The 26,504-nt window shown below is 69.2% G+C and carries 25 protein-coding genes; 7 read left to right on the plus strand and 18 right to left on the minus strand.

All coding sequences use genetic code 11. The annotated features are described in order from the left end of the window. Window positions 1-9: 9 nt before the first annotated feature. The 7 genes from SMIR_RS26580 to SMIR_RS26610 form a co-directional block, all read right to left on the minus strand. Window positions 10-750, minus strand: coding sequence for a DUF2637 domain-containing protein (locus tag SMIR_RS26580; protein WP_168491155.1), 741 nt, complete (start codon window positions 748-750; stop codon window positions 10-12). Window positions 751-777: 27 nt separating this feature from the next. After that, window positions 778-990: a hypothetical protein gene (locus SMIR_RS26585; protein ID WP_143601534.1), complete on the minus strand. Its 213-nt coding sequence runs from the start codon at window positions 988-990 to the stop codon at window positions 778-780. Between the two features lie 116 nt (window positions 991-1,106). Beyond that, a complete protein-coding gene (locus SMIR_RS26590; RefSeq protein WP_212727473.1) occupies window positions 1,107-1,883 on the minus strand; it encodes an intradiol ring-cleavage dioxygenase in 777 nt (258 codons plus the stop codon). 109 nt (window positions 1,884-1,992) lie between these two features. Beyond that, complete coding sequence (locus tag SMIR_RS26595) at window positions 1,993-2,421, minus strand: organic hydroperoxide resistance protein (RefSeq protein ID WP_168491151.1); 429 nt, start codon at window positions 2,419-2,421, stop codon at window positions 1,993-1,995. Window positions 2,422-2,503: 82 nt separating this feature from the next. Then, on the minus strand, window positions 2,504-3,406 hold the full coding sequence (locus tag SMIR_RS26600) for a helix-turn-helix domain-containing protein (RefSeq protein ID WP_168491149.1): 903 nt from the start codon (window positions 3,404-3,406) through the stop codon (window positions 2,504-2,506). Window positions 3,407-3,469: 63 nt separating this feature from the next. Next, on the minus strand, window positions 3,470-3,661 hold the full coding sequence (locus SMIR_RS26605; protein WP_168491144.1) for a DUF397 domain-containing protein: 192 nt from the start codon (window positions 3,659-3,661) through the stop codon (window positions 3,470-3,472). Then, window positions 3,658-4,497, minus strand: coding sequence for a helix-turn-helix domain-containing protein (locus SMIR_RS26610; RefSeq protein ID WP_168491142.1), 840 nt, complete (start codon window positions 4,495-4,497; stop codon window positions 3,658-3,660). Before SMIR_RS26610 ends, SMIR_RS26605 begins: the two co-directional genes overlap by 4 nt. 128 nt (window positions 4,498-4,625) lie before the next feature. Between SMIR_RS26610 and SMIR_RS26615 the strand changes: the two genes are divergently transcribed. After that, window positions 4,626-5,174: an ATP-binding protein gene (locus tag SMIR_RS26615; RefSeq protein WP_212727474.1), complete on the plus strand. Its 549-nt coding sequence runs from the start codon at window positions 4,626-4,628 to the stop codon at window positions 5,172-5,174. On the opposite strand, the gene SMIR_RS26620 is transcribed toward SMIR_RS26615, so the two are convergent. Continuing rightward, window positions 5,083-6,351: an ABC transporter substrate-binding protein gene (locus SMIR_RS26620; RefSeq protein ID WP_249938483.1), complete on the minus strand. Its 1,269-nt coding sequence runs from the start codon at window positions 6,349-6,351 to the stop codon at window positions 5,083-5,085. The two genes, SMIR_RS26615 and SMIR_RS26620, sit on opposite strands and share 92 nt — an antisense overlap. A 149-nt stretch (window positions 6,352-6,500) precedes the next feature. Between SMIR_RS26620 and SMIR_RS26625 the strand changes: the two genes are divergently transcribed. After that, complete coding sequence (locus tag SMIR_RS26625; protein ID WP_248002899.1) at window positions 6,501-7,406, plus strand: NmrA family NAD(P)-binding protein; 906 nt, start codon at window positions 6,501-6,503, stop codon at window positions 7,404-7,406. 28 nt (window positions 7,407-7,434) lie between these two features. On the opposite strand, the gene SMIR_RS26630 is transcribed toward SMIR_RS26625, so the two are convergent. The 8 genes from SMIR_RS26630 to SMIR_RS26665 form a co-directional block, all read right to left on the minus strand. Further along, entirely contained in the window at window positions 7,435-9,297 is a 1,863-nt protein-coding gene (locus SMIR_RS26630; RefSeq protein ID WP_168491136.1) for a pyridoxal phosphate-dependent aminotransferase, read from the minus strand. Window positions 9,298-9,478: 181 nt separating this feature from the next. Continuing rightward, window positions 9,479-10,627, minus strand: a complete 1,149-nt coding sequence (locus SMIR_RS26635; RefSeq protein WP_168491133.1) for an aldose epimerase family protein — start codon at window positions 10,625-10,627, stop codon at window positions 9,479-9,481. A gap of 54 nt (window positions 10,628-10,681) precedes the next feature. Continuing rightward, window positions 10,682-11,926 (minus strand): multiple monosaccharide ABC transporter permease, encoded by a 1,245-nt coding sequence (gene mmsB / locus SMIR_RS26640; RefSeq protein WP_212727475.1) that lies wholly within the window; start codon window positions 11,924-11,926, stop codon window positions 10,682-10,684. Beyond that, window positions 11,923-13,473 (minus strand): multiple monosaccharide ABC transporter ATP-binding protein, encoded by a 1,551-nt coding sequence (mmsA, locus tag SMIR_RS26645; RefSeq protein ID WP_168491129.1) that lies wholly within the window; start codon window positions 13,471-13,473, stop codon window positions 11,923-11,925. Before mmsA ends, mmsB begins: the two co-directional genes overlap by 4 nt. A gap of 32 nt (window positions 13,474-13,505) precedes the next feature. After that, window positions 13,506-14,618, minus strand: a complete 1,113-nt coding sequence (chvE, locus tag SMIR_RS26650; RefSeq protein WP_348774705.1) for a multiple monosaccharide ABC transporter substrate-binding protein — start codon at window positions 14,616-14,618, stop codon at window positions 13,506-13,508. Window positions 14,619-14,760: 142 nt separating this feature from the next. Continuing rightward, window positions 14,761-15,729: a hypothetical protein gene (locus tag SMIR_RS26655; protein ID WP_168491125.1), complete on the minus strand. Its 969-nt coding sequence runs from the start codon at window positions 15,727-15,729 to the stop codon at window positions 14,761-14,763. A 206-nt stretch (window positions 15,730-15,935) separates the two neighbouring features. Then, on the minus strand, window positions 15,936-16,940 hold the full coding sequence (locus SMIR_RS26660) for a zinc-dependent alcohol dehydrogenase (protein ID WP_212727476.1): 1,005 nt from the start codon (window positions 16,938-16,940) through the stop codon (window positions 15,936-15,938). After that, complete coding sequence (locus SMIR_RS26665; RefSeq protein ID WP_101405356.1) at window positions 16,937-18,094, minus strand: mandelate racemase/muconate lactonizing enzyme family protein; 1,158 nt, start codon at window positions 18,092-18,094, stop codon at window positions 16,937-16,939. The genes SMIR_RS26660 and SMIR_RS26665 overlap by 4 nt, the downstream gene beginning before the upstream one ends. Before the next feature lie 265 nt (window positions 18,095-18,359). Between SMIR_RS26665 and SMIR_RS26670 the strand changes: the two genes are divergently transcribed. After that, window positions 18,360-19,160, plus strand: a complete 801-nt coding sequence (locus SMIR_RS26670) for an SCO2400 family protein (protein WP_211118700.1) — start codon at window positions 18,360-18,362, stop codon at window positions 19,158-19,160. A gap of 140 nt (window positions 19,161-19,300) precedes the next feature. Here the strand turns inward: SMIR_RS26670 and SMIR_RS26675 are convergent, their stop codons facing one another. Beyond that, on the minus strand, window positions 19,301-19,735 hold the full coding sequence (locus tag SMIR_RS26675) for a MarR family winged helix-turn-helix transcriptional regulator (protein WP_168491120.1): 435 nt from the start codon (window positions 19,733-19,735) through the stop codon (window positions 19,301-19,303). 124 nt (window positions 19,736-19,859) lie between these two features. Between SMIR_RS26675 and SMIR_RS26680 the strand changes: the two genes are divergently transcribed. Together SMIR_RS26680 and SMIR_RS26685 are read left to right on the plus strand one after the other, a co-directional pair. Next, window positions 19,860-20,879, plus strand: coding sequence for an NADP-dependent oxidoreductase (locus tag SMIR_RS26680; RefSeq protein WP_212727477.1), 1,020 nt, complete (start codon window positions 19,860-19,862; stop codon window positions 20,877-20,879). Between the two features lie 127 nt (window positions 20,880-21,006). Beyond that, window positions 21,007-21,426: an organic hydroperoxide resistance protein gene (locus SMIR_RS26685; protein ID WP_060899264.1), complete on the plus strand. Its 420-nt coding sequence runs from the start codon at window positions 21,007-21,009 to the stop codon at window positions 21,424-21,426. Window positions 21,427-21,511: 85 nt separating this feature from the next. Here SMIR_RS26685 and SMIR_RS26690 read toward each other — a convergent pair whose 3' ends face one another. Next, window positions 21,512-24,076, minus strand: coding sequence for a M14 family zinc carboxypeptidase (locus SMIR_RS26690; RefSeq protein ID WP_249938484.1), 2,565 nt, complete (start codon window positions 24,074-24,076; stop codon window positions 21,512-21,514). A gap of 238 nt (window positions 24,077-24,314) precedes the next feature. Between SMIR_RS26690 and SMIR_RS26695 the strand changes: the two genes are divergently transcribed. Beyond that, window positions 24,315-25,187, plus strand: coding sequence for a hypothetical protein (locus SMIR_RS26695; protein ID WP_248002897.1), 873 nt, complete (start codon window positions 24,315-24,317; stop codon window positions 25,185-25,187). A gap of 492 nt (window positions 25,188-25,679) precedes the next feature. Next, window positions 25,680-26,495 (plus strand): EI24 domain-containing protein, encoded by an 816-nt coding sequence (locus tag SMIR_RS26700; RefSeq protein WP_168491117.1) that lies wholly within the window; start codon window positions 25,680-25,682, stop codon window positions 26,493-26,495. Window positions 26,496-26,504 lie beyond the last annotated feature (9 nt).

The following is a 26,504-nucleotide window of genomic DNA, read 5'->3' on the forward strand; positions in this document are numbered from 1 at the left end:
CCGTGACGATCACGGTCTTGGCTGCTTGGGCCGCCTCATGGTCTGGCAGGCGTGCCGGGGTCCGTGGTGGGGCGAGATCTGGCCGACGAGTTCCCGGAAGCAGATCAGGGCGGTGATGGGTGGGATTCCGACGACGACCATCGCCAGCAGGGAGCGCGGGGACTGACCGACGCAGAGGGCGACCGCCGTGGCGGAGGCGATCAGCATCACGGACCAGGACCGTCTGGCGCTCCGGTGCTGAACGGACGCCCGAAGAATGGACAGACCTGCGACGAGCCACGGTCCGTACACCATCAGCGGCCACCATCGCGCCAACTTCGCGGAAACGACCAGTAGTGAAATGCCACGAAGTTGGTTGTATGAATAAGAGACGGACCATCCCAGCATCATCACTGCGGATACAATGATCATTACGACCAGGAAAACAACCGTGATGATCCTGTGTTTAGCGGCAATGGCGTGGAATCCCGGCCGGGGCCTGCGCCGGTTGACCGGGCGGCGCGGCTGGGCGTGGCTGTGCGGCGGGGCCGGAGCGGCGGGCGTCACGCTCGACGTCGTGTACAGCATCTGCGCCAGCTCTTCGTCCGGATCCCACGCGTCCGGCTCGATCGCGGGCTCGGGGACGTGCCAGAAGTGTTGCGTCCCGAGCGGATCGGCGCCGGTGAACGGCGGGTTCAGCGGATCATAGGCGGTGGCTCGCGGATCGAGCTGAATGTCGCGGAGGGTGGGATCGTCCTGAGTCCAGTCCATCTGTCTGCGGCTCCTTTGCGCCCTGGCTCAGCGGGATCCATCTGCGGTGTGTCCGTCCCACGTGGCCCGCAGGTATTCGCTTTCCATGCGGGTCATGGCCTTGAGGAACTCCTCGAGCAGGTCCGCGCAGTGCTCCAGTCGTGCCCTCCCGTCGGCGGTATCGAGCCAGTCGTTTGCGTGCATATCTTTTGTCGTCACGGCTGAATAACGAGCACCATAGGGCGTAAGGCATTCGGTCATTCAGGGGAATGTGTGTCCATAGATCCACAGATCAATTGAGATGATCGTGGTGTTATCGAGGCGAGGGCCCCGCCGGTTTCCGGCGGGGCCCGTTGTGGGGATCCGTGGGGCGGACGTCAGCTCGTTGCGACGCCGACCGTCAGCGTGCCCGTGTAGCCCGACGCGGCCGTGCTGCCCAGGGCCGTCAGGGTGAGGAGGCCGGACGCGGCGCCTCCGTCGTCGTAGATCGAGTCCTGGGCGAGGGTGGTGCGGGTGACCGTGTTCGTGGAGTACGGGGAGATCCTGGCCACCGCCGTGGTGATCGTTTCGTCGAAGAAGAGCTGGCCGGTGTGGAGTTCCCGGCCGCCGGTGAAGCTGCCGTCCGAGGTGAGCGTGACTCCCGTGTGCACCTTGAGGTGGATGTGGATGCAGCGGCCCCGGTACCAGCCGGGGTAGATCGTGGTGAGGTTCGCGACGCCGCTGGAGTTGGTGAGGACGCCGCCCCGCAGGAACGAACCGTCGTCCGGTTCGCTGTGGCCGTTGTTGCCGACGAAGCCGGAGTACTCGCCCAGTGCGTCGCAGTGCCAGATCTCCGCGAGGGCGCCGGCGAGCGGGGCGCAGGTGTCGTCGTCGACGACGGTGAGCGCGAGCTTGAGCGGGACGCCCGGTTTGCTCTCGGTGATGTCGGTGCGGACCAGGGCGCCGTCCAGGTAGTAGGGGCCTTCGGTCATCTCCTTGGTGAGGGTGCAGACGGCAGCCGCGGCGACGGGGGCCGAGTCCACCGCGTTCGCCGTGTCGGTTGTGGGGGCTTCCGGTGCGGCGGCGCCCACGGCCAGGGTGGCGGCCGTGGCGCCGGTGGCGATCAGTACCGTACGGCGCCCGATCGGGTGGGCTGCTCCTGAAGTGTCTGTCATGGACACGGCAGATTAGGAACGGATGCTGTTGGTCAGCTGTCAGTACGGCAAAGTGATGAGCCGTCAAGTTCCTTGTAAGACACGTGAACCGGGGCTGAGCCGGGTTGGCTCAGACGGTCGCTTCGAGGGTCACGTCGATGTTCCCCCGGGTGGCGTTGGAATAGGGGCAGACCTGGTGCGTGGTCTGTACGAGCTGGTCGGCGGTCGCCTGCTCCACGCCGGGCAGGTGGACCGACAGCTTCACGGCCAGGGTGAAGCCCCCGTCCTCCTTGCTGAGCAGGCTCACGGTCGACGTGACGGTGGAACCGGGCACCTTCACCGCCTGCTGGGCCGCGATCAGCCTCAGTCCGTTGTGGAAGCAGGCCGCGTAGCCCGCGGCGAAGAGCTGCTCGGGGTTGGTCCTGTCGCCACCGGGGCCGCCCATCTCCTTCGGCACGGCGAGGACCTCGTCGAGGACTCCGTCGAGGGTACGGACCTCTCCGTTGCGACCGTCGCCGGTCGAGAGGGCCTCGGTGGTGTAGAGCGTGGTGGTGGACATGCTGTCTCCTTCTGATTGGACTTGGGCAGGTTTGAGTAGGCGTGCCTGGGCACGCCGAAGAGAGGGGTGAGGGTCACCCCGGCTACTGGACGGAAACGGAATCCGTGTCGGCGGCGGTCCGCGTGCGCGGGGCGGTGACCTGGGCGAGCAGGGTCAGTGCTGCCTGCGAGGAGGACTCCGCCGCCGCGGTGACCGCGACGATGCGCTGCCCCGGCTCGTTCGGGATCGGCATCGCCTGCTGGACGACGTCCATCGGGCCGACCAGAGGATGCCGCATCCGGTGTGTCGCGATGTCCCAGGCACGAACGCGGTGTTCGGACCACAGAGACGTGAACTCGCGGCTCTTCATCGTCAGTTGACCGATCAGCTCGGCCAGCTCCGGATCGTCGGGGTGTTCGCCGACCGCGAGCCGCAGCTTGCCCACCGCGTCCCTGGCCTTGCGCGGCCAGTCCTCGTACAGATCACGCGTGTGCGGATCCAGGAAGACCAGCCGTGCGGTGTTGGGGCGCCGGGCCGGCTGCTCGGGACTGTCCGGATCGAGATGCCCGGCGAACAGCGCGTGCCCGGTGCGGTTCCAGGCCAGGACGTCGCTCCGGCGGCCGAGCACGATCACCGGGGTGTCCCCGAAGGCGGCGATCAGCTGCCTCGTCGCCTCGGAGACACGCTCGGGTGCGGGGCGGCGGGGCCGGCTCCTGCCGCTCTTGCGCACCACCCCGGCGAGGTCGTGCAGGTGGCGGTGTTCGGTCTCGTCCAGGCGAAGCGCCCGGGCGATCGCGTCCAGTACCTCCGCGGAGGCGTTGAGGGACAGTCCCTGCTCCAGCCGCGTGTAGTAGGACTGACTCACCCCCGCCAGCTGGGCCAGCTCGTCGCGCCGCAGCCCGGGCACGCGTCGGCGCTCCCCGAACGTCGAGAGCCCGACGTCGGCGGGCCGCAGCTGCGCGCGACGCGTACGGAGGAATCGACCGAGCTGGTCCTTGCTGTTCATGGACTTGAGTATGGGCGGGTCCGACGTGGGTAGCCTGCCCCTCCCAGTGACACGTTGTACCGGTCAGTTGCGCCTGGTGGAGGCGTAGTTGAGGAAGTCGGCCCAAGTGGTGGGGGAGAGGGTGAGCTGGGGGCCGTCCGTGTTCTTGGAGTCGCGGACGTGGATGGTACGGGGGCAGGCGGCGACCTCGACGCAGTCGCCGGAACCGCTGCTGCTGTAGCTGCTTTTGAACCAGGCCAGTTCGGACGTGCTCATAGCGCTCCTCGCATCCGCTCCAGCAGGCTCACGGAATCTTCCAGGGAGAGAGCCTGCGCACGCATCCTGGCATATCGCCTCTGGAGCACGCTGACCACCTTGGGGTCGGAGATGAGCTGGCCGCTCATCGGGGCCTCGGTGTAGGCGAACCACTTGTTCTCGGGAGTTTCCAGGAACTGCATGGGGCCGTGCAGCCCGGCGTGCGACTCGCGCACAACCGGCATGACCTGGAGCTCGACGTTTCGCAACTGCGCGATCTCCAGCACGTGATCGATGAGCTCCCGCGTGGCCTGCACGCCGCCCGTACGCCGAAGAAACAATGGCTCCTCCAGGATGAAGCCGAACGCGGTGTTGGGGCGCTCTCGCAGCAGCCGTTGCCGCTCGGCCCGCGCAACCCATTGGGCCTCGATCTGGTCGTCGTCCAGCGGCGGCAACTCGTCGACGAACAACTGCCGCGCATACCCCTCCGTCTGCAACAACCCCGGAATCAACCGGCACTCATAGGTATAGAGAGTGATCGCGGTCGTCTCCAACCTCGCCCACTGCCGAAACCACGCCGCCAACCCCGGCTGCCTCGCCAGATGCCCCGCCGCCTTCCGTAACGCCCCGGTGTTGCCCAGCACCTCCTCCGCCCGCTCGACGAACGTCGGATCCGGCATCCTCCGCCCCAGCTCCACCGACGCCACCGTGTGTTTGGAGAACCGCACCCGTTCCCCGAACTCCTCCCGGCTCAGCCCCGCATGCTCACGCAAGGCCTGTACGACCGCCCCGAACGTCCGCAGGCTGTCCGACGACTCGGGCTCTCCACCCGTCCCCACCGCACCATCGACCACCATGGGTCACCTCCCGCACCCCATGGTCACGCCCAGTGACCGGTACTGTCCAGTCCGTCACCGTGTACGCTCGCGCAGCGTACGCGGCGCCGACCTGGTGAAGTGCCCGCGATCACCGCCAGATTGGGCCCATGACCACACCATCCACCCCCCAACACCCGGTTACCGTACGTGTGTTCACGCAGCGCCTCAGTGCCACCCCGCGCGGCGCCCGCCTCGCACGTCACCTCGCCCTGCACCAGCTGCACGCCTGGGGCATCCCGCACGGCACGGACGCCTCCGACGCCGTCGCCGTGATCGTCGCCGAGCTGGCCGCCAACGCGGTCACGCACGGGCGCGTACCGGGGCGGGACTTCGAACTGCGGCTGTCGCTCGTCACGGGCAGCGTCCGCGTCGAGGTCACCGACACGCGCAGTGGGCCGCGTCCGCCGGGACCCGGTGACGTACCGGCCGCCCGTCCCCTCGACGAAGGCGGTCGGGGCCTCGTGCTCGTCGAGGCGCTCGCCGACCGGTGGGAGGTGCTGGACCGGGAGCCGCCCGGCAAGACCGTCCGTGCCGAGGTCGACCTGCCGGGGTGGCTGTCCCTGGTCAGGAGGTCGAGCGTGTCGCCTTCCCGATCGACGACAGCACCGCCTCCGGATCCCCGCCCGGGGCCACCGACTTGCCGATCTGTGCCCTGATCGACGCCGCCACCTGGGACCAGTTGGTCTCGGAGAGGGGGTAGAGCTCCATGTTGTCCAGGGCGTCCAGCCCGTTCCAGAGCTTGCTGTACTGCTTGTCCTCGCGCATGGCGGCGCTCGCCGCGGTGGTCACGGGCAGGAGCTGGTACTCGGCGGCCTGCTGGGTGACGTACTTGTCGCCGTAGAGGAAGTCGAGGAACTTGCCCGTGTCCTCGCGGTGGCCGGCCGAGCGGAAGGCGATCGTCCAGTCGGCCGTGCCCATGGTCGGCACGGTCCGGCCGGTGCGGCTCGGGAGCGCGACGGTGCCGTAGGGGACGCTCAGGGTCGAGTCCTCGATCTGGCGCATCAGGGAGAGCGGGGCGTTGACCATGGCAGCCTTGCCGTCCATGAAGGCCTGGAGGGCGGCGCCGCGGTTGAGCTTGCCGGGGAGGGTCGGGCCCGTGAGGCCCTCGGCGACGAGGGAGGAGCGCAGCCACTCCAGCGTGGAGACGTTCTCCTTGGAGGTGAGGGCGTAGCTGCCGCTGTTGTCGGTGTAGCCGCCGCCTCCGGCCAGCAGCCAGGTCAGCGTCTCGGCCTCCGCCTCCTCCGGGCCGAGGGGCAACGCGATCGGGTACGTCACGCCCATGGCCTTCAACGCGCGTGCGTCCACGAGGAGTTGGTCCCAGGTGGTGGGGGGCTTCAGGCCCGCCCGGGAGAAGAGGTCCTTGTTGTAGTACAGGAGGCGGGTGCTGGCCGTGAACGGCAGGCCGTACTGGACGCGGCGCACCTGCCCGGCCTCCGCGAGGCTCGGTACGAAGCTGCCCTGGGCGGAGATCGACAGCAGCTCGTCCGCCCGGTAGAGCATGCCCTTGGCCGCGTACTCGGCGTAGCTGTCGGTCTGCACGACGTCCGGCGCCCTGCCCTGCTTGACGAGCGCGGCGACCTTCGCGTCGACCTCGTCGGCCGGGTAGACCTTCGTGTCCACCCGGATGTCGGGATGGGCGGCCTGGAAGGCGAGGCCGACGCGGTCCCAGAAGCCGATGGAGTTCTTGTGGACGCTGTCGCCGTAGTTCGTCGCGACGACGGTGAGGGTCGTGGTCTTCGCCTCCGCCCCGGAGTCCTTGCCGCAGCCGCTCACGCCCACCGTGAGGCCCAGCGCGGCCGCCATCGTCATCATGATCCGGGCTCTGCGACGCACGGCTCCCACCCCTCCTGGACGAAGAGCGTTGATCGTAGGCCGGGGGAGGCGGTGGACACAGGGCCGACGCCGTTGCGTTTTGGTTCCGGTGGTGTGACGGGACAGGTGATCTCATGGGCGCCGTCTACGACTCACAAGGAGATCGACCGTTGGTTGCCAGCAATCTTGTTCTCATCTCCAACGCCGGTGACGTCGGCCGCACGGTCCTCGACCAGCTGCGCGCGCAGGACGTGCCCGCGCGGGTGATGGTCCGCCGCGACGACGATCGTGCTGCCGAGCTTCGTGCACTCGGCGCGGAGGTCGTCATCGGAGACCTGACCCGGCCCGAGACCGTCGCCGCCGCGCTGGAGGGTGTCGGGCGGATGTACTTCGCGATGCCGGTATCGCCCGACCAGCTGCTGGCGGCGACCGTGGTGGCCAGCGTGGCGCGCGAGCACGGGGAGCTGGACGGCCTGGTCGACATGTCCCAGATGACGGTGTCGCAGATGACCGCCACCAGCACCGGGGAGTCGGACCAGCAGCGGCTGCACTGGCTGTCGGAGCAGGTGTTCGACTGGTCGGGCCTGCCGGTGGTGCACGTCCGGCCGACGGCCTTCCTGGACAATCCGCTGTTCACCACGCTGGCGGCGCGATCGATCCGGGACAACGGCACGATCGTGCTGCCGTTCGGCACCGGACGCACCTCGCCGATCGCCGTGGACGACGTCGCCCGGGTCGTCGCCACCGTGCTCCGCGACCCGGCCCCGCACGTCGGGCACGTCTACGAGCTGACCGGGCCGCGCACGGTCGACATGACCGAGATGGCCGAGGAGTTCTCACGGGCGCTGGGGCGGCCGGTGTCCTATGTCGACGTGCCGCTGGAACGGTGGCGGAGTGAGGTGCTCGCCAAGGCGGGCCTGCCGCCGCACACCGAACAGCACATCGCCACCATGGCCCGACTGCACCGGGAAAACCGCTACGACCGCGCATCGGACGACGTCGAACGCGTCACGGGCGTGCCTGCCCGGACGATCGAGGCGTTCGTGGCCGCGCGCAGGCACCTCTACCTGGACTGATCCCCGCGCACACGCCGACGGACAGGTTCTAGCCGACCTGGTTGTACATCGCGCCCGCGGCCGGCCAGCCCGTGGGCTGGGGTGCGGGCGTAGGTTCGGGCTCGGTGCGGCCCCGTACCTGGGCTGCGGTCAGGCCCCGGTTGCGCAGGCCCGGCATGCCGGTCTGGCCCAGCCCGGCGGCCGGGGCGGGGGCCATGGCGGGCATCGCCGGTGCCTGCGGCGGCGGCTGCATCGACCGTGCCTGCGCCTGGGCCGCAGGTGACGGAGCCTGGGCGACGGCGGGGATCGGCGCCTGCTGTCGTTGTGCCTGAGCCTGTGCAGCCTGGGCCATCTGCGCCATCTGAGCGACCGCGGACATCGGCGGCGCCTGCGGCATCATCTGGGCGGCCGGTTGCATCTGAGGGGCGGGCTGCATCTGGGCCACCCCTGGCATCTGCGCGACGTTGGGCATCTGGGCCACGTTGGGCATCTGGGCGACCGCGGGCATGGGCTGCTGCTGCGGCGGTGCAGGCGCGGGCATTCGTGCCGCGGGCTGCTGCTGCGGCGGCATCATCGCGGCGGCCGGAGCCGGGGCGGGGACCAGGCCCGGCATCCCGGTGGGGGCCTGCGCCGGGGCCGGGCCCGGCCAGGTCTGGGCGGGCGGCAGGCTCGGCATCGCGGCGGCCTGCGCGGCCAGCGGCATGCCGACCCCGTTCGTCTCGCTGATCAGACGGTCCACCGCCGCCGTACCCGAGCTGTAGCTGGTCCCTGTGCCCAGCTCGGGTACGGCGGCTCCCCTCCTGGACCCGTAGAGCACCTGTTCCATGCCGGACACCAGGCGACGCACGTCCGTCTGGGGGCGCACCACGAGTCTCAGGAAGCGACTGGACGAGCCGATCTTGTTGCCGCACTCACGGACGAGGATCCGGTGCTCGGTCAGCAGCCGGTCGCGGACGACGGTGCCTTCGGCGCCCACGGGAAGCCGTACGAAGAGGAAGTTGCCCTGCGAGGGGTAGACCGTCAGGCCGGGGAGCGCCGAGAGCTGGCGGGCCATGTCGAGGCGGTCGCGGCGCACCAGGTGCAGGCTCTCCATGTACTCGGCGCCGTGCTCCTTGAGCATGAACACCACGGTCTCCGCGAAGGAGTTGAGGTTCCACTTGGGCAGCATGGAGCGGATCTTGCCCGCGAGCGCGGGGTTGGCCACGAGGTAGCCGAAGCGGATGCCGTGCAGGCCGAAGTTCTTGCCGAGGCTGCGCAGGACGATGACGTTGGGCCGCAGGACGGCCTCTTCCACGACACTCGGGTCGTTCTCGGCGTCGGCGAACTCCAGGAACGACTCGTCGATGACGATCAGGTCCAGGTCCTGGAGCTGGTCCATGAAGTTGACGACCGCGCGGCGGCTGAGGAAGCCGCCGTCGGGGTTGTTCGGGTTGCAGATGACGGCGACACGGGTGCCCCGGGCGCGGATGAACTCGATGTACTGGGCCGGGTCCAGAGCGAAGCCGTTGGACTCCATGAGCGGGAACATGTCGACCCGCTTGCCGGTCTCCATGGGCTGGTCGGTCCAGCGGCCGAAGGTGGGGACGGGGATGGCGAGGGACTCGCGCACGAGCAGGTGGTCGATCCAGGTGATCAGTTCCGTGGAACCGTTGCCCATGGCGACGCAGCTCGGCGGGAGTTGGAGCAGCGCGCACAGCTCGGCCGTGATCGTGTCGGCGCTGCTCGGGTAGTACGTGATGATCTCGCGCAACCGCCCCGCCAGTTCGTCGAACATGCCGGGGGTGGGGAAGTACGGGTTGCACGGGATGCAGAAGTCGATCGGGCCGACTCCATCGCTCTCGCGGGCCAGCGCAGCCATCGAGGGGCTGTGCGCCGCAGTACCGCGGAACAGCGAGGCGACGTTGTCGGCCATGGAACCTCCGGTCTTTGGGTGGCCCGTGCGGGGGAGCACGGGCCGCCCTTTCATACGGAGGCGGAGGGGGCGCCGTTCAACTCGTGGGGATCGAGTAAGGGTTGACTTTGCCAGGCAACCGAAAGGGCCCCGGTGGCGTCACCCACCGAGGCCCCGATGTCACGCGGACGTCAGACGGATGTCACGCGCTGAACGAGTGGACCGTCGTCGTGCGGTACGTCTGCCCAGGTCGCAGCACCGTCGAGGGGAACGACGGGTGGTTCGGCGAGTCCGGGAAGTGCTGGGTCTCCAGGCACATGCCGTCGCCCTGCCGGTAGGTGTGTCCGGAAGGGCCGACCAGGGTGCCGTCCAGGAAGTTGCCCGAGTAGAACTGCACGCCCGGCTGGTCCGTCGCGATCTTCAGGGTGCGGCCGGACTTCGGGTCGCGCAGGGTCGCGATGTGCTCGGGCCTGGCGGTGACGCCCTTGTCGAGGACCCAGTTGTGGTCGAAGCCCTTGGCGGTGACCAGCTGGGGGTGGCCGACGCGGATGTCGCGGCCGATCGGCTTGGCCTTGCGGAAGTCGAAGGGGGTGCCCGCGACCTTGGCCAGCTCACCGGTGGGGATCAGCCCCGAGTCGGTGGGCGTGTAACGGCCCGCGGCCAGGTGCAGCTCGTGGTCGTAGATGCCGCCGCTGCCCTCGCCGGCGAGGTTGTAGTACGTGTGGTTGGTGAGGTTGACGACCGTGGCCTTGTCGGTGGTGGCCTCGTAGTCGATGCGCCAGTCGCCGTGCCTGGTGAGGGTGTACGTCACCTTCACCTTGAGCGTGCCCGGGTAGCCCATCTCGCCGTCGACGCTGGTGTAGTGGAGGTGCAGGCCGACGTCGGAGCCCGAGGTGAAGCCCTCGATGTCCCACACCTTGGTGTTGAAGCCCTTGGCGCCGCCGTGCAGGCTGTTCACCCCGTCGTTGACGGAGAGCTGGTAGGCCTTGCCGTCCAGGGTGAACTGTCCCTTGGCGATGCGGTTGCCGTAGCGGCCGATCGTCGCCCCGAAGAACGTCGTCCCAGCGACGTACGAGGCGAGGTTGTCGTATCCGAGGGAGACGTTGGCGTAGCGGCCGTGGCGGTCGGGGATCTCCAGGGACTGGACGATGCCGCCGTAGGAGATGACCTTCAGGCGTGTGCCGCCGTTCTCCAGCGACCAGCGGTAGACCTTGGTGCCGTCGGCGAGCTTGCCGAAGAGCTCCTTCACCGGCTTCCTGCCTCCTGTGCTCGCGTGGGCGGTACCGACCGTGCCGGCGGCGAGTCCCGCGGCCGCGGCCGCGGCGATGACCGTACGTCTGCTCGTTTCCATTGCGGCTCCAGAAATAGGTACGGGGGCCCGGCCTGGACCCCCGTAACAACCGACTTACGAACCGACCTTGCGTTTGTTCCACACGTCGAAGCCGACCGCGGCCAGCAGTACCAGTCCCTTGATGACCTGCTGCCAGTCGGAGCCGATGCCGACGAGGTTCATACCGTTGTTCAGCACGCCCAGGACGAGACCACCGATGATCGCGCCGAGGACCGTGCCCACGCCGCCGCTCATCGACGCGCCGCCGATGAACGAGGCCGCGATCGCCTCCAGTTCGAAGTTCAGACCGGCCTTGGGCGAGGCCGCGTTGAAGCGGGCGGCGAAGACCAGACCCGCCAGGGCCGCGAGCATGCCCATGTTCAGGAAGACCAGGAAGGTGACCTTCTTGTCCTTCACACCCGACAGCTTGGCCGCCGGGAGGTTGCCGCCGATCGCGTAGATGTGACGGCCGATGACCGCGTTGCGCATCAGGTAGCCGAAGCCGGCGACCAGGACGCCGAGGATCAGCAGGACCACCGGAGCACCCTTGTAGCTGGCGAGCAGCATGGTGACGGTGGCGACGGCGGCGATCAGCGCGACGAGCTTGAGGAGGAAGAGGTTGCGCGGCAGCACGTCGAGCGAGAACTCCTGCTGACGCCCCCGGTCGCGGACCTCCTTGACCACCACGAACGCGATCAGCCCGATGCCCAGCAGCAGGGTGAGGTTGTGGTAGTTCGTGTGGGGGCCGACCTCGGGCAGGAAGCTGTTGGCGACCTTCTGCAGACCCTCGGGGAACGGGCCGATCGTCTGGCCCTTGAGGAAGATCTCGGTCAGACCGCGGAAGGTCAGCATGCCCGCCAGGGTCACGATGAACGACGGTATGCCGAGATACGCGATGAGGAACCCTTGCGCGGCGCCCGCGGCGGCGCCCATGGCCAGACACAGCACCAGGGCGATGGGCCAGGAGATGTTGTGGTTGACCATCAGCACGGCTCCCACCGCGCCCACGAACGCCGTCAACGAGCCGACCGACAGGTCGATGTGGCCCGCGATGATGACGAGCATCATGCCGATCGCGAGGATCAGGATGTAGCTGTTCTGCAGCACCAGGTTGGAGACGTTGCGCGGCAGCAGCAGGTCGCCGTCGGTCCACACGGCGAACAGCACCACGATCAGACCGAGGGCGAACAGCATGCCGTACTGCCGCATGTTGCGGCGCATGCCGTCCAGCATCAGCTGAAGCAGGCTCTCGCCCGTGGCCGAGCCGCTCTTGCCGGGCGGCGCCGGGGCCGGCGCCTTGGCGGTCACATCCGTGCTCATCGGGTTACCTCTTTGTCCTTCGTCATCTGGCGCATCAGCGTTTCCTGCGAGGCCTCCGCCCGCGAGAACTCACCCGTCAGCCGTCCTGCGGCCATCGTGTAGATGCGGTCGCACATTCCGAGCAGCTCCGGGAGCTCGGAGGAGATGAAGACGACCGCCTTGCCCTCGGCCGCCAGCTTGTCGATGACCGTGTAGATCTCGAACTTGGCGCCCACGTCGATCCCGCGGGTCGGCTCGTCGAGGATCAGCACCTCGGGGCCCGCGAAGATCCACTTGCTGAGGACGACCTTCTGCTGGTTGCCGCCCGACAGCTTGCCCACCGGCTCGAAGACGGTCGGCGCCTTGATGTTCATGGACTTGCGGTAGCCCTCGGAGACCTGCCGCTCCTCGTGCTCGTCGACGATCCCGCGCTTCGCCACCTTGCCCAGGGCACTGAGCGTGATGTTGCGGTTGATGGTGTCGATGAGGTTGAGGCCGTAGTGCTTGCGGTCCTCGGTGACGTACGCGATGCCGTGTCCGACCGCTTCGGACACGGTCTTCGTACGGATCTCCTTGCCGTCCCGGAGCACCGTGCCGCCCGCGTACCGGCCGTAGGTGCGTCCGAAGACGTTCATCGCCAGTTCGGTGCGTCCGGCGCCCATGAGCCCCGCGATACCGACGATCTCCCCACGCCGCACGGAAATCGACACGTCGTCGACGACCTTGCGTTGCTGGTCGATCGGGTGGAACACGGTCCAGTCGCGGACCTCCAGGGCGGGCGCGGCGCCCTCCTCCGGGTGGTGCGGCGTCCGCTCCGGGAAGCGGTGTTCGAGGTCGCGGCCCACCATGCCGCTGATGATCCGGTCCTCGGTGGTCTCCGGGGCCTTCACGTCGAGGGTCTCGATGGTCCGGCCGTCACGCAGGATGGTCACCGAGTCCGCTACCCGCGCGATCTCGTTCAGCTTGTGGGAAATGATGATCGAGGTGATGCCCTGGTTCTTCAACTCCAGGATGAGATCCAGGAGTTTGCCGCTGTCCTCGTCGTTCAGGGCGGCCGTCGGCTCATCCAGGATGAGCAGCTTCACCTGCTTCGACAGCGCCTTCGCGATCTCCACGAGCTGCTGCTTGCCCACGCCGATGTCGGCGACGCGGGTCTGCGGGTTCTCGTCGAGCCCGACCCGCCGCAACAGCTCGGAGGCGTGCCGCAGCGTCTCGGTCCAGCTGATGAGCCCGCGGGTGGCGTGCTCGTTGCCGAGGAAGATGTTCTCCGCGATGGAGAGGTAGGGAACCAGGGCCAGTTCCTGGTGGATGATCACGATGCCGTGGTGCTCACTGGCCCTGATGTCCTTGAAGGAGCAGACCTCCCCCTCGAAGAGGATGTCCCCCTCGTAACTCCCGTGCGGGTGAACGCCGGAGAGGACCTTCATCAAGGTCGACTTGCCGGCGCCGTTCTCCCCGCAGATGGCATGGACCTCGCCCTGTTGGACGGTCAGAGTGACGTCCGACAGCGCCTTGACGCCGGGAAAGGTCTTGACGATCGAGCGCATTTCCAGGACGGGTCCCGCCATGGTCGTGCCTTCCAATCACTAGGAGGTGGCGGTTACTTGAGGTCGCTGTCCTTGTAGTAGCCGGTGCCGACCAGTTCCTTCTCGTAGTTGGTCTTGTCGACGCTGACCGGCTGGAGCAGGTAGGCGGGGACGACCTTGGTGCCGTTGTCGTACGTCTTGGTGTCGTTGAGCTCGGGCTTCTTGCCGTTGAGGGCCGCGTCGACCATGCCCGAGGCCACCGTCGCCAGCTTGCGGGTGTCCTTGTAGACGGTCTGCGTCTGCTCGCCCGCGATGATCGACTTCACCGAGGCCAGCTCGGCGTCCTGGCCGGTGACGACCGGCAGCGGCTTGCTCTTGGAGCCGTAGTCGTCCGACTTCAGCGAGGAGAGGATGCCGATGGAGATGCCGTCGTAGGGCGAGAGCACCGCGTCGACCCGGGCGCTCTTGTACGACGAGGTCAGGATGTCGTCCATGCGCTTCTGGGCGGTGCCGCCGTCCCAGCGCAGGGTGGTGACCTGGTTCAGCGCGGTCTGGCCGGACTTGACGACGAGCTGCTTCTTGTCGATGTACGGCTGCAGGACCTTCATCGCGCCGCCGAAGAAGTACTTCGTGTTGTTGTCGTCGTTCGAGCCGGCGAAGAGCTCGATGTTGAACGGGCCCTTCTTGGAGCCGTCCGCGAGACCGAGCTTCTGCAGGATGTAGTTGCCCTGGAGCTCGCCGACCTTCTCGTTGTCGAACGACGCGTAGTAGTCGACGTTCTTGGTGCCGAGGATCAGTCGGTCGTAGGAGATCACCGGGATCTTGGCGTCGGCGGCCTGCTGGAGCACGTTGTTCATCGACTTGTTGTCGATGGCCGCGATGATCAGGGCCTTGACGCCCTGCGTGATCATGTTCTCGATCTGCGAGACCTGCGTGTCGGGGTCGTCCTCGCCGAAGGCCAGCTTGGTCTTGTAGCCCTTCGACTCGAGGTCCTTGACCACGTTGTTTCCGTCGCCGATCCAGCGCTCGGAGGACTTGGTCGGCATCGAGATGCCGATCGTGGCGCCCTTGGTGCTCCCCGAGGAGTCCTTGCTGCCGCCGTCGCTGTTCTGGCCGCAGGCGGTCAGGGTGAGGGCGAGGGAGGCCGCGCCGGCAATGGCGGTGAGGGCGGCTCTGCGGTTGCGCATGATCATCATCCTTGATGTCTCGGACCGGCTCGGTCTCGCGTTACGGGGATGCTCCGAGAGCGTTGCGAGGGAAAGACCGAGTAGAGGTGTGTGGGATTGTGCGCGGCTGTGTCGTCTTGTGTGAAGGGGGTTTGTGCGAACGTTATGAGGTGGTGTTGAAGCGCGTGAGAGTTCCGGGCAGCCGGGATCCGGGCGGCGCCATGTCGCCGTCCGCTCCGTGCCGCGCGAGCAGGTCGAGGGCGAGTCGGCCGCGACGCACCCGTTCCTTGGCGGTGTTCAGGGTCAGGTCCCTCAAGTGGTGCCCGTACGGGTAGATTCCGGGGGCTTTGGACAGTCCGAACTTGAGGTAGATCGGCGCGCCGCGCCGGATCAGCTCGGCGACCTCGTACATGCGCACATAGCCGCCGAGGTCGTCGGGAGCCTCGATGTACATGTCCATCGGAGCGGCCGAAACTCGCCGTATCTCAGTGAGGTGATCGAGCGTCAGATCGCTCGGCACGTTGATGGAGTCCGCGCCGAGGTTCTCGTACACCGCGTACGAGGCCGGGTTGACCGGGCCCACCAGTGCCGAGAGTTTGAGGGTCGTGTCGGCCGGGATGATCCCCGCCTCGCGCGCCCGGTGCAGGGTCCACAGCACGCCCTCGTCGGCGACGAGGAGGCACTTGACGCCCAACTCCGTTGCCCGGACGGCGTCTTCGACGCAGCCGGCCACCGCGTCGTGGCCACGGGCCCGCAGGCCGCCACCGCGCGAGTCCGAGCGCACCGAACCGCCGATGTCCCAGGTGCCGCGCGGTCCGGTGAACAGGCAGAGCTCGATGTCCCGTTCACCGGTGGCCTCGACCATCTCGGTGATCTCGGCGTCGGTCAGCATCCAGACACCGCTGCCCTGGCTGATCCGGTGGATCGGTACGTCGAGCCGCGAGGACTCCTTGAGGACCACGGCCAGGGCCTCGGGCCCCTCCACGGAGGGAACCTCGGTGCGCCAGCGGCCGCCCCCCGGGAAGGTGTGCGGCGAGGCGTCGGCGGGGGAAAGGGCGGGCGCGCCCAGGCCGAGCGCGGCGAGCGCCTGCTCACCGGGTCGACGGGCTGCCGTAGGGGCGGCGTCGGTCACTGGCTGTCCTTCGTGATCGAGGGTGGCGCGTACAGATGTGGTGCGCGTACAGAGATGTGGTGCGTGTGGTGCGTGTACTGGTGTGGTGCGCGTGCCGGCCTGTTCGATATTTCGAGCGAGGTTCGCGTTCTTGGGTGCGCGGAGCCTGGGTGGTACGCCGGTACGGAGCCGTCAGGTAACTCCGTACCGGCGTACGGCTTGGGGGACTACGGCTTCAGCAAGACCTTTCCGACCTTGGGGTCGCCGGACCCCACCAACTCGATGGCCTGCGGGAACTCAGCGAGCGGCAGCTCGTGCGTGACCAGCGGCAACGGACTGAGCAGCCCCGCGCCGAAGACCCGCACGGTGTGCGCCCAGGCCGCCGGCGGCGCCCCGAACACGGTGTGCACCTCCAGCTGCCGTACGACGAGATCGGTGGGGTCGAGCCCCTCCGCACCCGTCGCCGGGATCCCCGTGAGGACCAGGCGTCCGCCGCGCCTCAGCAGGGAGGCGGCGGTGCGCGCGGCGGACGCGGACCCGGCGGTCTCGATGACGACGTCGAAGTCGTCGGGGAGTTCCTGGTCCTTCGTACGGAAGTCGGTGGCGCCGAAGTCCTTCGACAGCGCCGCCCGGTCCGGCCGGGTCCCGACCACGAGCAGCTCCGCCGGAGAGTTCGCCTTCAGGAACTGGATCGCGAACATCCCGAGCGTGCCGGTCCCGACCACGGCGACCCGCTCACCGGGCCGGGCGTTCGCCTTCAGCGCGGCGGCCGCGATGCAGGCGGCGGGCTCCAGGAGGGCCGCCGCCGTCAGGTCGGCGTCGTCCGGCAGCACGTGCAGCAGCCGGGCCGGGAGGGTCAGCGTGGTCGCCATCGCGCCCGGCTGGGTGAACCCGGTCTCCTCGTACCCCGCCGTGCACAACGTTGTCTCGCCCGCGTGGCAGCGGTCGCAGACCTGGCAGTTGCGGAAGCCCTCACCGACGACCTTGCGTCCGACGATCGACTCCGGCACCCCGGCCCCGACCGCCTCGACGGTCCCCGACCACTCGTGGCCGGGCGTGAGCGGATAGCGGACGTACCCGTCAGGGCGGTTGCCCTGGTAGACCTCGCGGTCGCTGCCGCAAATACCCACGGCGTGGACCCGCACCAGGGCCTCACCGGCGCCCGGCCGCACCGGCTCGTGGTCGACCAGCCGGTGCTCGCCCGGCGCCTCGACGACGACCGCGGTGCTCACGCGGTCCCCTTGGGCTTGCGCTGTTCCCAGCCGTCGGCCCAGAGGTCGAAACGGGCCTGCTGCTGCGGGAACTCGGCCGCCGCGTCGACGTCCAGCTCGACTCCGAGACCGGGCTCGTGGGACAGCTCGAAGTAGCCGTCGACGACCTGTGGGGCGCCCTTCACGACCTTCTTGATCTCCGCGTCCGCGAAGTCGTTGAAGTGTTCGAGGATCTTGAAGTTGGGGGAGGTGAAGCCGACTTGGAGGGAGGCGGCGGTGAGGACCGGGCCACCGACGTTGTGCGGCGCGACGAGGACGTAGTGCGCCTCGGCGGTGGCGGCCAGCTTCCGCGTCTCCCAGATGCCGCCGATGTGACCGACGTCGGGCTGGATGATGTCCACGGCCTGGCTCTCGAAGAGCTCGCGGAACTCGATGCGGTCGTGGATGCGCTCACCGGTCGCGACCGGGATGTCCACCTTGGCGGCGACCTTCTCCAGGGCCTTCAGGTTCTCCGGCGGGACCGGCTCCTCCAGCCACGCGGGCTTGAAGGGCGCGAGCTCGCGGGCGAGCCGGACGGCGGTGGAAGGGGAGAACCGTCCGTGCATCTCCAGCATCAACTCGGCCTCGGGCCCGATCGCGTCGCGCACGGCCTCGATCAGCGAGACGGAGTAGAGCGTCGCCTCGTGGTCGAGCTCGAAGTGCCCGGTCCCGAAGGGGTCGATCTTCAGCGCCTTGTACCCGCGCGCCACGACCTCCTGGGCGGCCTTGTGGTAGGCCTCCGGAGTTCGCTCGGTCGTGTACCACCCATTGGCGTAGGCCTTGACCTTGTCGGTGACCTTGCCGCCGAGCAGCTGCCACACGGGGACGCCGAGGGCCTTGCCCTTGATGTCCCAGCAGGCCATCTCGATGACCGCGATGCCGGACATCACGATCTCGCCGGCGCGCCCGTAGTCGCCGTACTTCATCCGTCGGACGAGGTCCTCGACAGCGAACGGGTCGGAGCCGAGAATGTGATTGGCCTCCGCCTCTCGCAGATAGCCGATCAGTGCGTCGGTGTGGCCCAGCATGCGGGTCTCGCCGACTCCGGTCAGGCCCTCGTCGGTGTGCACCTGGACGTATGTCAGGTTGCGCCAGGGCGTCCCGACCACGTGTGTGCTGATTCCCGTGATGCGCACGGCAGTTGCCCCCTGTGCTCTTGCGGCTCTGTTCGAAATTTCGTCACACGTTCGAAATGCTGGCGTGACAGTAAGGACGTGGCCCCGGAGGTGTCAATGGGTCGAACGGAACGGTCGGCGGCGGATTTTGCCGGTATGCCTCGGCTCGTCGCGCGCGCGATGCTGTGAACGGGGAGCGCGGCGCGCCGGAACAGGCGGTTCCCTACATAACTTTCACAGCTGTGACTATGCACGTTACCTATGAGGAACTTAGTCTTCCGGCGTCATGGACTACTGCGACCCGTGCCGACGGCACCTCAATGGCGCCCTTGCCTGCCCGGGGTGCGGCACCTCCGCCGAACAGCTCCGCACGCATGCGGAGGAGACCGACATGCGTGCCGGAACGGGCGCTGGGGCGGTCGACGCCGGCGTCGACTCGTTGCACGAGGGCGACAACGACGACGAGGATTACGGCGACGACGAGGACGAGGACGGCGAGGGGGAGCGGTCCGGGCGGGCCGCTGCCCGGCGACGGAACCGTGGGCGAGGCCGGGGCCGGGACTCGGAGGGGCCCGGCGGTGCGAGCCGGCGGGACCGGAAGGCCGCGGCGCACCGTCGGCGGCGGCGTCGGGTGCTGCTCGTCGTCGCGGGGTTCGTACTGGCGGCGGGTGGGCTGAGTCTCGCGGAGCTCGGCATAGACGGGCCGGGGCTGTTGCCGAAGCCGGCCGCGGCCGGGGGTGAGTCGCCGGACGGGTCGGCGACCTCGGACGCCGGGACGGCGCGGCCGATCGGCGACAAGGGTTCGTCCGGTGGTCCGTCCGCCGCGACGGCCTCTCCGGACGCGTCGGCGTCTCCCTCCGCCTCCAAGTCCGCCAAGGATGACAAGTCCAAGGACGACAAGAAGAAGGGCTCGCAGGAGCAGTCGGCCACGGCGGGTACGGGTGTGGTGCCGTCCGCGACGTCCGGCCCCGTGTCCTCCACTCCGCCGAAGTCGTCCCCCAAGCCGACGGCCGCGCCGACCTCGGCCGCGCCGTCGCCATCGCCTTCACCTTCACGGTGCAACCGTTTCCTGTGGTGGTGCACGTAGGAGGTTCCGTGGGTTTGTCGGCTGCGGCTGCGTGGGGGTTGCTCGCGCAGTTCCCCGCGCCTCTAAAAGCTCGGGGCGAAGCCCCGACTTAGGGGTGCGGGGAACTGCGCGGCCGGCCCCCACCGGCCCGCGGCCGAGAACTACGGCGTGAGCATTCTCTGCAGGAGGTCCCGGAGGGACAGGCGCTCCTCGGTGGAGAGGCCCGCCAGGGGCTCGCGAGCGAAGTTGAGCGCGTCGCGGAGGGAGCGTGCGACACGCCGGCCCTCCTCCGTCGCCGCGGCCAGCTTCACGCGGCGGTCGGACGGGTCGGGGCGCCGCTCGGCCAGACCCCGCGCCTCCAGCCGGTCCACGATCCCGGTCACGTTCGACGGCTCGCACTTCAGCTTCTGGGCGAGTCGCCGCATCGGCAGCGGCTCCAGGGAGAGCAGGCTCAGAAGTCGCGCCTGCGCCCCGGTCAGCGCATGCTCGGCGGCAGCCTCCTCGTACTCCTCGTGATAGCGGGCCACGACCGTGCCGATGAGGTCCACGACCTCAAGGGTCAGCGGGTCGATACGGGTTGTTCTTTGCGTGGCCATGGGCTCCAGGCTACTCCGTTACTTGACATCATGAAATATTGAGGAGCATGGTTGTTTCAGGTACTGAAGTATTAGAGCCGTAGTCGCACGTATCCGTGCATGCACGCAGGAAAGGCGCCCCCTCATGACCGAGACCCAGCTCCCCGCCGTCAACCGCGAATGGCACCTGGTCAGCCGCCCGGTCGGCTGGCCGAAGCCCGAGGACTTCGCCCTGGTCGAGGCCGAGGTCCCGCAGCCGGGGGAGGGTCAGGTCCTCGTACGGAACGCGTACGTGTCCGTCGACCCGTACATGCGCGGCCGCATGAGCGCCGCCAAGTCCTACGTCGCCCCCTTCGAGCTGGGCAAGGTCATGCAGGGCGGCGCAGTCGGTGAGGTCATCGCCTCCAACGCCGAGGGCGTCGAGGTCGGCGACCACCTCCTGCACTTCTTCGGCTGGCGCGAGTACGCCGTCGTGGACGCCAAGCAGGCCGTCAAGGTGGACCCGCAGGCCGCGCCGCTGTCGACGTACCTCGGTGTCCTCGGCATGACCGGACTCACCGCCTACGCGGGCCTCCTGCGCACCGCCGCCTTCAAGGAGGGCGACTCCGTCTTCGTGTCGGGTGCGGCCGGTGCCGTCGGCAGCCAGGTCGGGCAGATCGCCAAGCTCAAGGGCGCCTCGCGCGTCATCGGCTCCGCCGGCTCCGACGAGAAGGTCAAGCTGCTCGTCGAGGAGTACGGCTTCGACGCCGCCTTCAACTACAAGAACGGGCCGGTCAGCGAGCAGCTGCGCGCCGCCGCCCCCGACGGCGTCGACGTCTACTTCGACAACGTGGGCGGCGACCACCTGGAGGCGGCCATCGGCTCCCTCAACCGGGACGGCCGCATCGCCGTCTGCGGCATGATCTCGGTCTACAACAGCACCGAGCCCGTCCCCGGCCCGAAGAACCTCGCCCGCCTCATCCAGACCCGCGGTCGCATCCAGGGCTTCCTGGTCGGCGACCACTACGACCTCCAGGCGCAGTTCGTTCAGGAGGTCGGCGCCTGGGTCCGCTCCGGCGAGCTCAAGTACAGCGAGACGGTTCTCGAGGGCATCGAGAACAACCTGGAGGCGTTCTTCGGCGTCCTGCGCGGCGACAACGTCGGCAAGATGATCGTCAAGCTCTGACCCTCCGGTCCTCCGATCCTCCGGCTCTGGAGAGGCTGTCGCTGGACTTTCGTCATGCGGTAACTTCTTTCCGAAACTGTCGCGATCGTGGGCGCGAGTCGCGGCGGACCAAGGAGGAACGCACCGTATGTCCATCCAGCAGACCGATGTCCTCTACACCGCCGTCGCCACCGCCGAGAACGGTCGCGACGGCCGGGTCGCCACCGACGACGGCAGGCTCGACGTCGTCGTGAACCCGCCCAAGGAGATGGGTGGCAGCGGCGCCGGGACCAATCCGGAGCAGCTCTTCGCCGCCGGGTACAGCGCCTGCTTCCAGGGCGCCCTCGGCGTCGTCGCCCGCCAGGAGAACGCCGACGTCTCCGGCTCGACCGTCACCGCCAAGGTCGGCATCGGCAAGAACGAGGACGGGTTCGGGATCATCGTGGAGATCTCCGCGACGATCCCGAACGTCGACGGGGCCACCGCACGGGACCTCCTCGAAAAGGCCCACCAGGTCTGCCCCTACTCGAAGGCGACCCGCGGCAACATCACCGTGACGCTCGTCTGACGGCGCTCGTTGTACAGGGCGGAGGCCGCACCCTAGGACGTGGGGTGCGGCCTCCGCCCTGTCGTGGGAGACGGACGGCAGTGTCCTACGAGACGGTCAGCAGCGCCCTTCCCACCTGCGGGAACTCCCCCTTCGGATGGTCGCGGAAGAGCGGCTCCGTACCGAAGAGCACGGCATGCGGACCGCTGACGACAGCGGCCTGGCCGCCGGCGGCCGTAGGCCCTCCCGTCCCGTCGGCCAGCGGGCGCCAGTGCCCGGCGACGAGCGGATCGCCCGGCGCGTACGCCTGCTCGACACGCACCCCGGGGCCGAGATCGGTGAACCAGACGGGCGCGTAGACGAAGCCGTGGTCGGGCGCGTTCGCGGTGAGCGGTCCGCCCGAATTCACCACCCGCACCACTCCGTTGGCGTCACCGTTGCCCTCCACCGGCCGCACCGCCAGCAGCCCGGCCGCCGAGTTGAGCGCGGCTCCGACGGCCCCGCGGCCGACGAGACCGTGGGTGTGGAGGAAGGCGTCCAGCGCCGCCCGCGCGCCCGCGTTCAAACGGGCGTGGTCGAGCCCCGACGACACGAACAGCACCTCCACCGCGGACCAGTCGAAGCCCGCGTTCAGGACGGCCGTCGACACCGGCACGACGTCGAAGTTCATCTCCCGCAGCGCGAAGAGCTCACCCGGGGTGACGGCCGCGGCGACGCGGACGCGGTGCAGGGGAGTTCCCCGCCCGTCCCCGGCCGCCTTCGTCGCATCGAAGGCCACGTCGTACGTACGGGCGAGAGCGGCGGCCCGCGCCCGCGCCGACCCCGGCACGACGACACTGCCGTCCACGAGCTGCCGTACCGAAACCCCCTGCCCAAGAAGGGAGTTGAGGGCGGCGATCTCCTGCGGGGTGTCGAGACGCAGACGCAGATCGCCACGCGGGGCGACGTACCCGACCCGCGCGGCGGCTTCGACCCGGCGGGCGGACACGGCCGACAGTCCCCCGCTCCGTACGGGCACGACCGTCGCACCCCACAACCGGCCCAGACTCCAGCCCGAGATGTCGTACATCACCGACACCTTGTCACTGATGTCCCGCCCGTCGGCCAGCATCACATTGGCCAGACCGCGTTTGGGCTGGTGCAGGTCGACGACGTACGAGCCCTTCGCGTACGACCGTCCGGCCAGCCGGAAGTCGCGGGTCGCGCGCGTGACGCGGACGTCGCCCGCGAGGAGGTGGTCGACGAGGCGGGCGGCGGCCGTCGCCGAACGCTGGGCGCCGCCCGCCGGAATCACGTAGGCACGCGGGAAGTCGGTCGTGTAGACGTCCTCCGGACCGATGCCCGGCACCCCCGGCACCGTTTCCGCCGAGACCGGTACCTGGGCCGCGCCCGTCGCACCGCGCCGGAAGACCTCGATCTGGTCGGCGATGATCGAGGCGCGGTGGTTCTGGGCGTAGGCCAGGGTCGCGCGCATGGCCGCGCCGGCCACGTCCACATTGATGGCGGACCGGCGCCGGAGTTCGGCCACGGGCAGGGTGTCGTACTCCGAGTTGTTCACCGTCAGCGGGATCTCCACGGTGTGCGCGGCGACCGCGCCGTGGAACGCCTGGTACTGGGGCGTGAAGATCGGCGGCCAGTCGTCCCAGCCCTCCTGCTGGTCGCGGAAGGGGATCTGGGCGGGCTCGACACCGTCCTTCGCGGGGGTGTAACCGAGGCCGTTGACGGCGGCCTCCATACCGAGGGCGTTGGCGTAGGTGTTCTTGAGGAAGAGGTCGTACTCGTAGTTCTCGCCGTGCGGCGGGGTCGTCGGCTCGATCAGGGTGCCGTTGACGTACCCGTGCAGGTCGAGCATCACGGCCGGCTGCTTGTCGATGGCGATCTGGCGGATCGCGCGTGCCTCGGGCTGCGAGGCGGTGATGAAGTCCCGGTTCAGATCGAAACCGTTGGCGTTGGCGCGGGTGCCCGCGATCCGGCCGTCAGGGTTCGCCGTGATGTTGAAGTAGAGACGGTTGTGGGCGAGGAGGTCGGTCGTCCGCGCGTCCTTCGCGCTCGCGAGCCGCTCGATGAGCTTGAGGGCGGCGTCGGTGCCCTCCCACTCGTTGCCGTGGATGTTGTTGTTGAAGAAGACCGGCGTCTTGTACGTCGCCTTGACGGCCGGGTCCTTCGCCGCGGCCTGTGGCGCGTTCTCGATCAGCTCGCGCATCCGCTCCTGGGCGAGGGACTGGCGGGCGGACTCCGGCGCGGTGACGGTGACCAGGTACAGCCGGTGACCGCCGGCCGAGCGGCCCGCCACCTCCACGCTGACACGGTCGCCGAGCCTTTGCAGGGCGTTCAGCTTCGGGGCGATGGCGTGGTACGGGGTGAGGCCCAGCTTGATGGACTTGTCCGCCGGGTTCTCCGGGTCGGGGGAGAGGACCTGCTCACGCGGATAGCCACGGCGGGGGGAGGCGAGGCCGGAGTCGGACAGGTCGGTGACGGGGCTGGTGAGGGCGTTGCGGGCGGCGTTCGCCGGGGCCTTGGCGGCGACCGGGGGCTGGTTCGCCCCTTCGCGGCCGGCCCCTTCACGGACAGGGGGGTTGCGGTCCGCGGTGGCGCTGTGCGGGGCGAGGAGAAGCGATCCGGTCGCGGCGGTGAGGACAGTGGCGATCAGGACGGGTCTCGGTAGGCGCACGCGTCGTACCTCCGGTGGGGGGCCTGAGATCGGTACGGGTCGATAGGGCGAGGTGTACCTGCTCGACTCTTCCGCAACAAGAGGGCGTTGGTGCCACGGCGACTCCCCTGGACGCCATGGATGCCACGGATGGGGCATCGCCGACGGGCCGGAGGGGGCATGCTGAGGCCATAGGACGCCACAGGAGGCCGGCGGGCAGGTCCAGGTGGCGAGGTGCCGTGCGTGGCCAGGAGGGCTCATGTCCCCGATTCCGTCGCTCCCCAGCATCCCCAGCAGGGATGACGTGCTGCGCGTGGCGCGCAGCACGACCGACATCACCGGCCAACTCCTCGACACGGCCGGGAACATCACCAGAATCGCCCTCAACACCCTCGACCCCCGGGACGGGTCGGGGGCGGAGGCGCTGCGTGTGCTCCGGGAGACGACGGCGGAGCTGGCGGAGGCGAGTGCGTCTCCGCAGGCGCAGGAGGCGTTCTACCGGATCGTGGACACGCTGACGCGGCTCGGGACGAGTGGGGCGCCGCTCGCGGTGCATCCCGTGAGCCGGCCCGCGCAGGCGTTGCTGGCCGCGCTGGGGGACAGTCTGCTGCCGATCCTCGACGCGGTGGAGCCCGCGGTGCAGGAGGCGGCGGACGCGTTGGGGGACTTGATGGAGGCGGGGTCGCCGTTGCTGCCCGCGGTGGCCGGGGTAGCGGCGGGGGCGCTGCTCGCTCTGACGCCGGTGATACGGGCGGCGGCGGACGTGTTGCGCGACTCGTCGCCCGAACTCCGGCGTATCGCAGACGCGTTGACCTCGGCGCTGGCTCCGTTGCTGCCGCTTCAGGTGGCGCTGGCCGAGCGGGCGGCCGCGGCGGGGGTGGGGGTGGTGCGGGCCGCGCTGCCTCCGCTCGCCGACCTCACGGAGGCGGCGGCGGCCACGACGAACGCGGTACGGCCGGTGCTGATCGCCGGCGAGGAGTTCCTCGTCTCCGGGCTCGAACACCTACAGCCCTTGCTCCTGGCATCGGCGTCACGGACGGGGCGGCTGGCTCGGGCGGCGGCGGTACGGGTGTCCGCGGCGGTGTCGCCTGCGGCGGAGCGGGGGCTTGTGGTGGCGGTGACTCCGGCCTAGCCTCCGCCATCGCACGCGGGCCGGCGGGGGCTGCGCCCCGCATCCCCCGGGCCGTCCGGATTCGTTCGGCCGTGGGCCGGTGGGGGCTGGTAGCGCAGTTCCCCGCGCCCCTGGGGCGGGGCTGCGCCCCGCGTCCCCGGTCCGCCCGAAGTTCTTTGGCTGACGGCCGGTGGGGGCCGTTCGCGCAGTTCCCCGCGCCCCTGAAAGCCTCGGGGCGTCCGGCGCTCGAGGCCAATGCCAAACACCGCATCCCACCCCCCGCCCTGCGCCATCCAGCCTGTCCGGCGTTCGAGGACGAGGTCGGAGGCGAGCCCCACCCCACCCCGCCCACCCCGGCCCGCATCACTCAGCCCGTCCGGCGATTGAGGACGAGGCCGTTCAGGCCGACGGGGGTCCGGGGCGCAGCCCCGGCGGGGTGGAAGGGGCGGAGCCCCTGGGACGGGTCGGGTAGGGGCGGCGGGGGCGAGGGCAAGCGCCGGTAAAGTTCGGCGTATGCGTGATCTCGGGGCGGGGTTCGGTTATCTCATACAAGGCCAGCGATGGGTGGCACGGCACGGGAAGCAGTACGGGTTCGGACTGCTTCCGGGCCTGATCACCCTCGTGCTGTACGCGGCAGCGCTCGTCACCCTCGCCCTGTACGGCGAGGACTTCGTCACCTGGTCCACCCCCTTCGCCGACGACTGGTCCAGCCCCTGGCTGGGCCTCTTCCGCGGCTTCCTCACCGCCGTACTCTTCGCCCTCGCCCTCCTCCTCGCCGTCCTCACCTTCACCGCCGTCACCCTCCTCATCGGCCAGCCCTTCTACGAGTCCCTCTCGGAGAAGGTCGACAGGGACGTCTCCCCGGACGGCACGGCCCCGGAGTCGGGCCTCCCGCTCTGGCGCGAGCTGTGGATCTCCGCGCGAGACAGCCTCCGCATCCTCGTGCGGGCCGCCGTCTGGGGCGTCCTCCTCTTCGCGCTCGGCTTCCTCCCGTTCATCGGCCAGACCGTCGTCCCCGTGATCGGCTTCTTCGTCACCGGCTTCTTCCTCACGGAGGAACTGACCGCCGTCGCCCTCCAGCGCCGGGGCGTCGACCTCCGCGACCGCCTCACCCTGCTCCGCTCCCGCAAGACGCTGGTCTGGGGCTTCGGCACCCCGCTGGGCCTCGCCTTCCTGGTCCCGTTCGTCGCCGTCTTCCTGATGCCGGGCGCGGTCGCGGGCGCCACACTGATGGCCCGAGACCTGCTGGACGAGGAAACGGGCGAGCCGGAGGACGACCACGACCACCACGGCGGCCACGACAACCACGAAGAACGCGCCGCCGCGTGACCGAGACCC

It is taken from the genome of Streptomyces mirabilis (assembly GCF_018310535.1).
GTDB lineage: Bacteria > Actinomycetota > Actinomycetes > Streptomycetales > Streptomycetaceae > Streptomyces.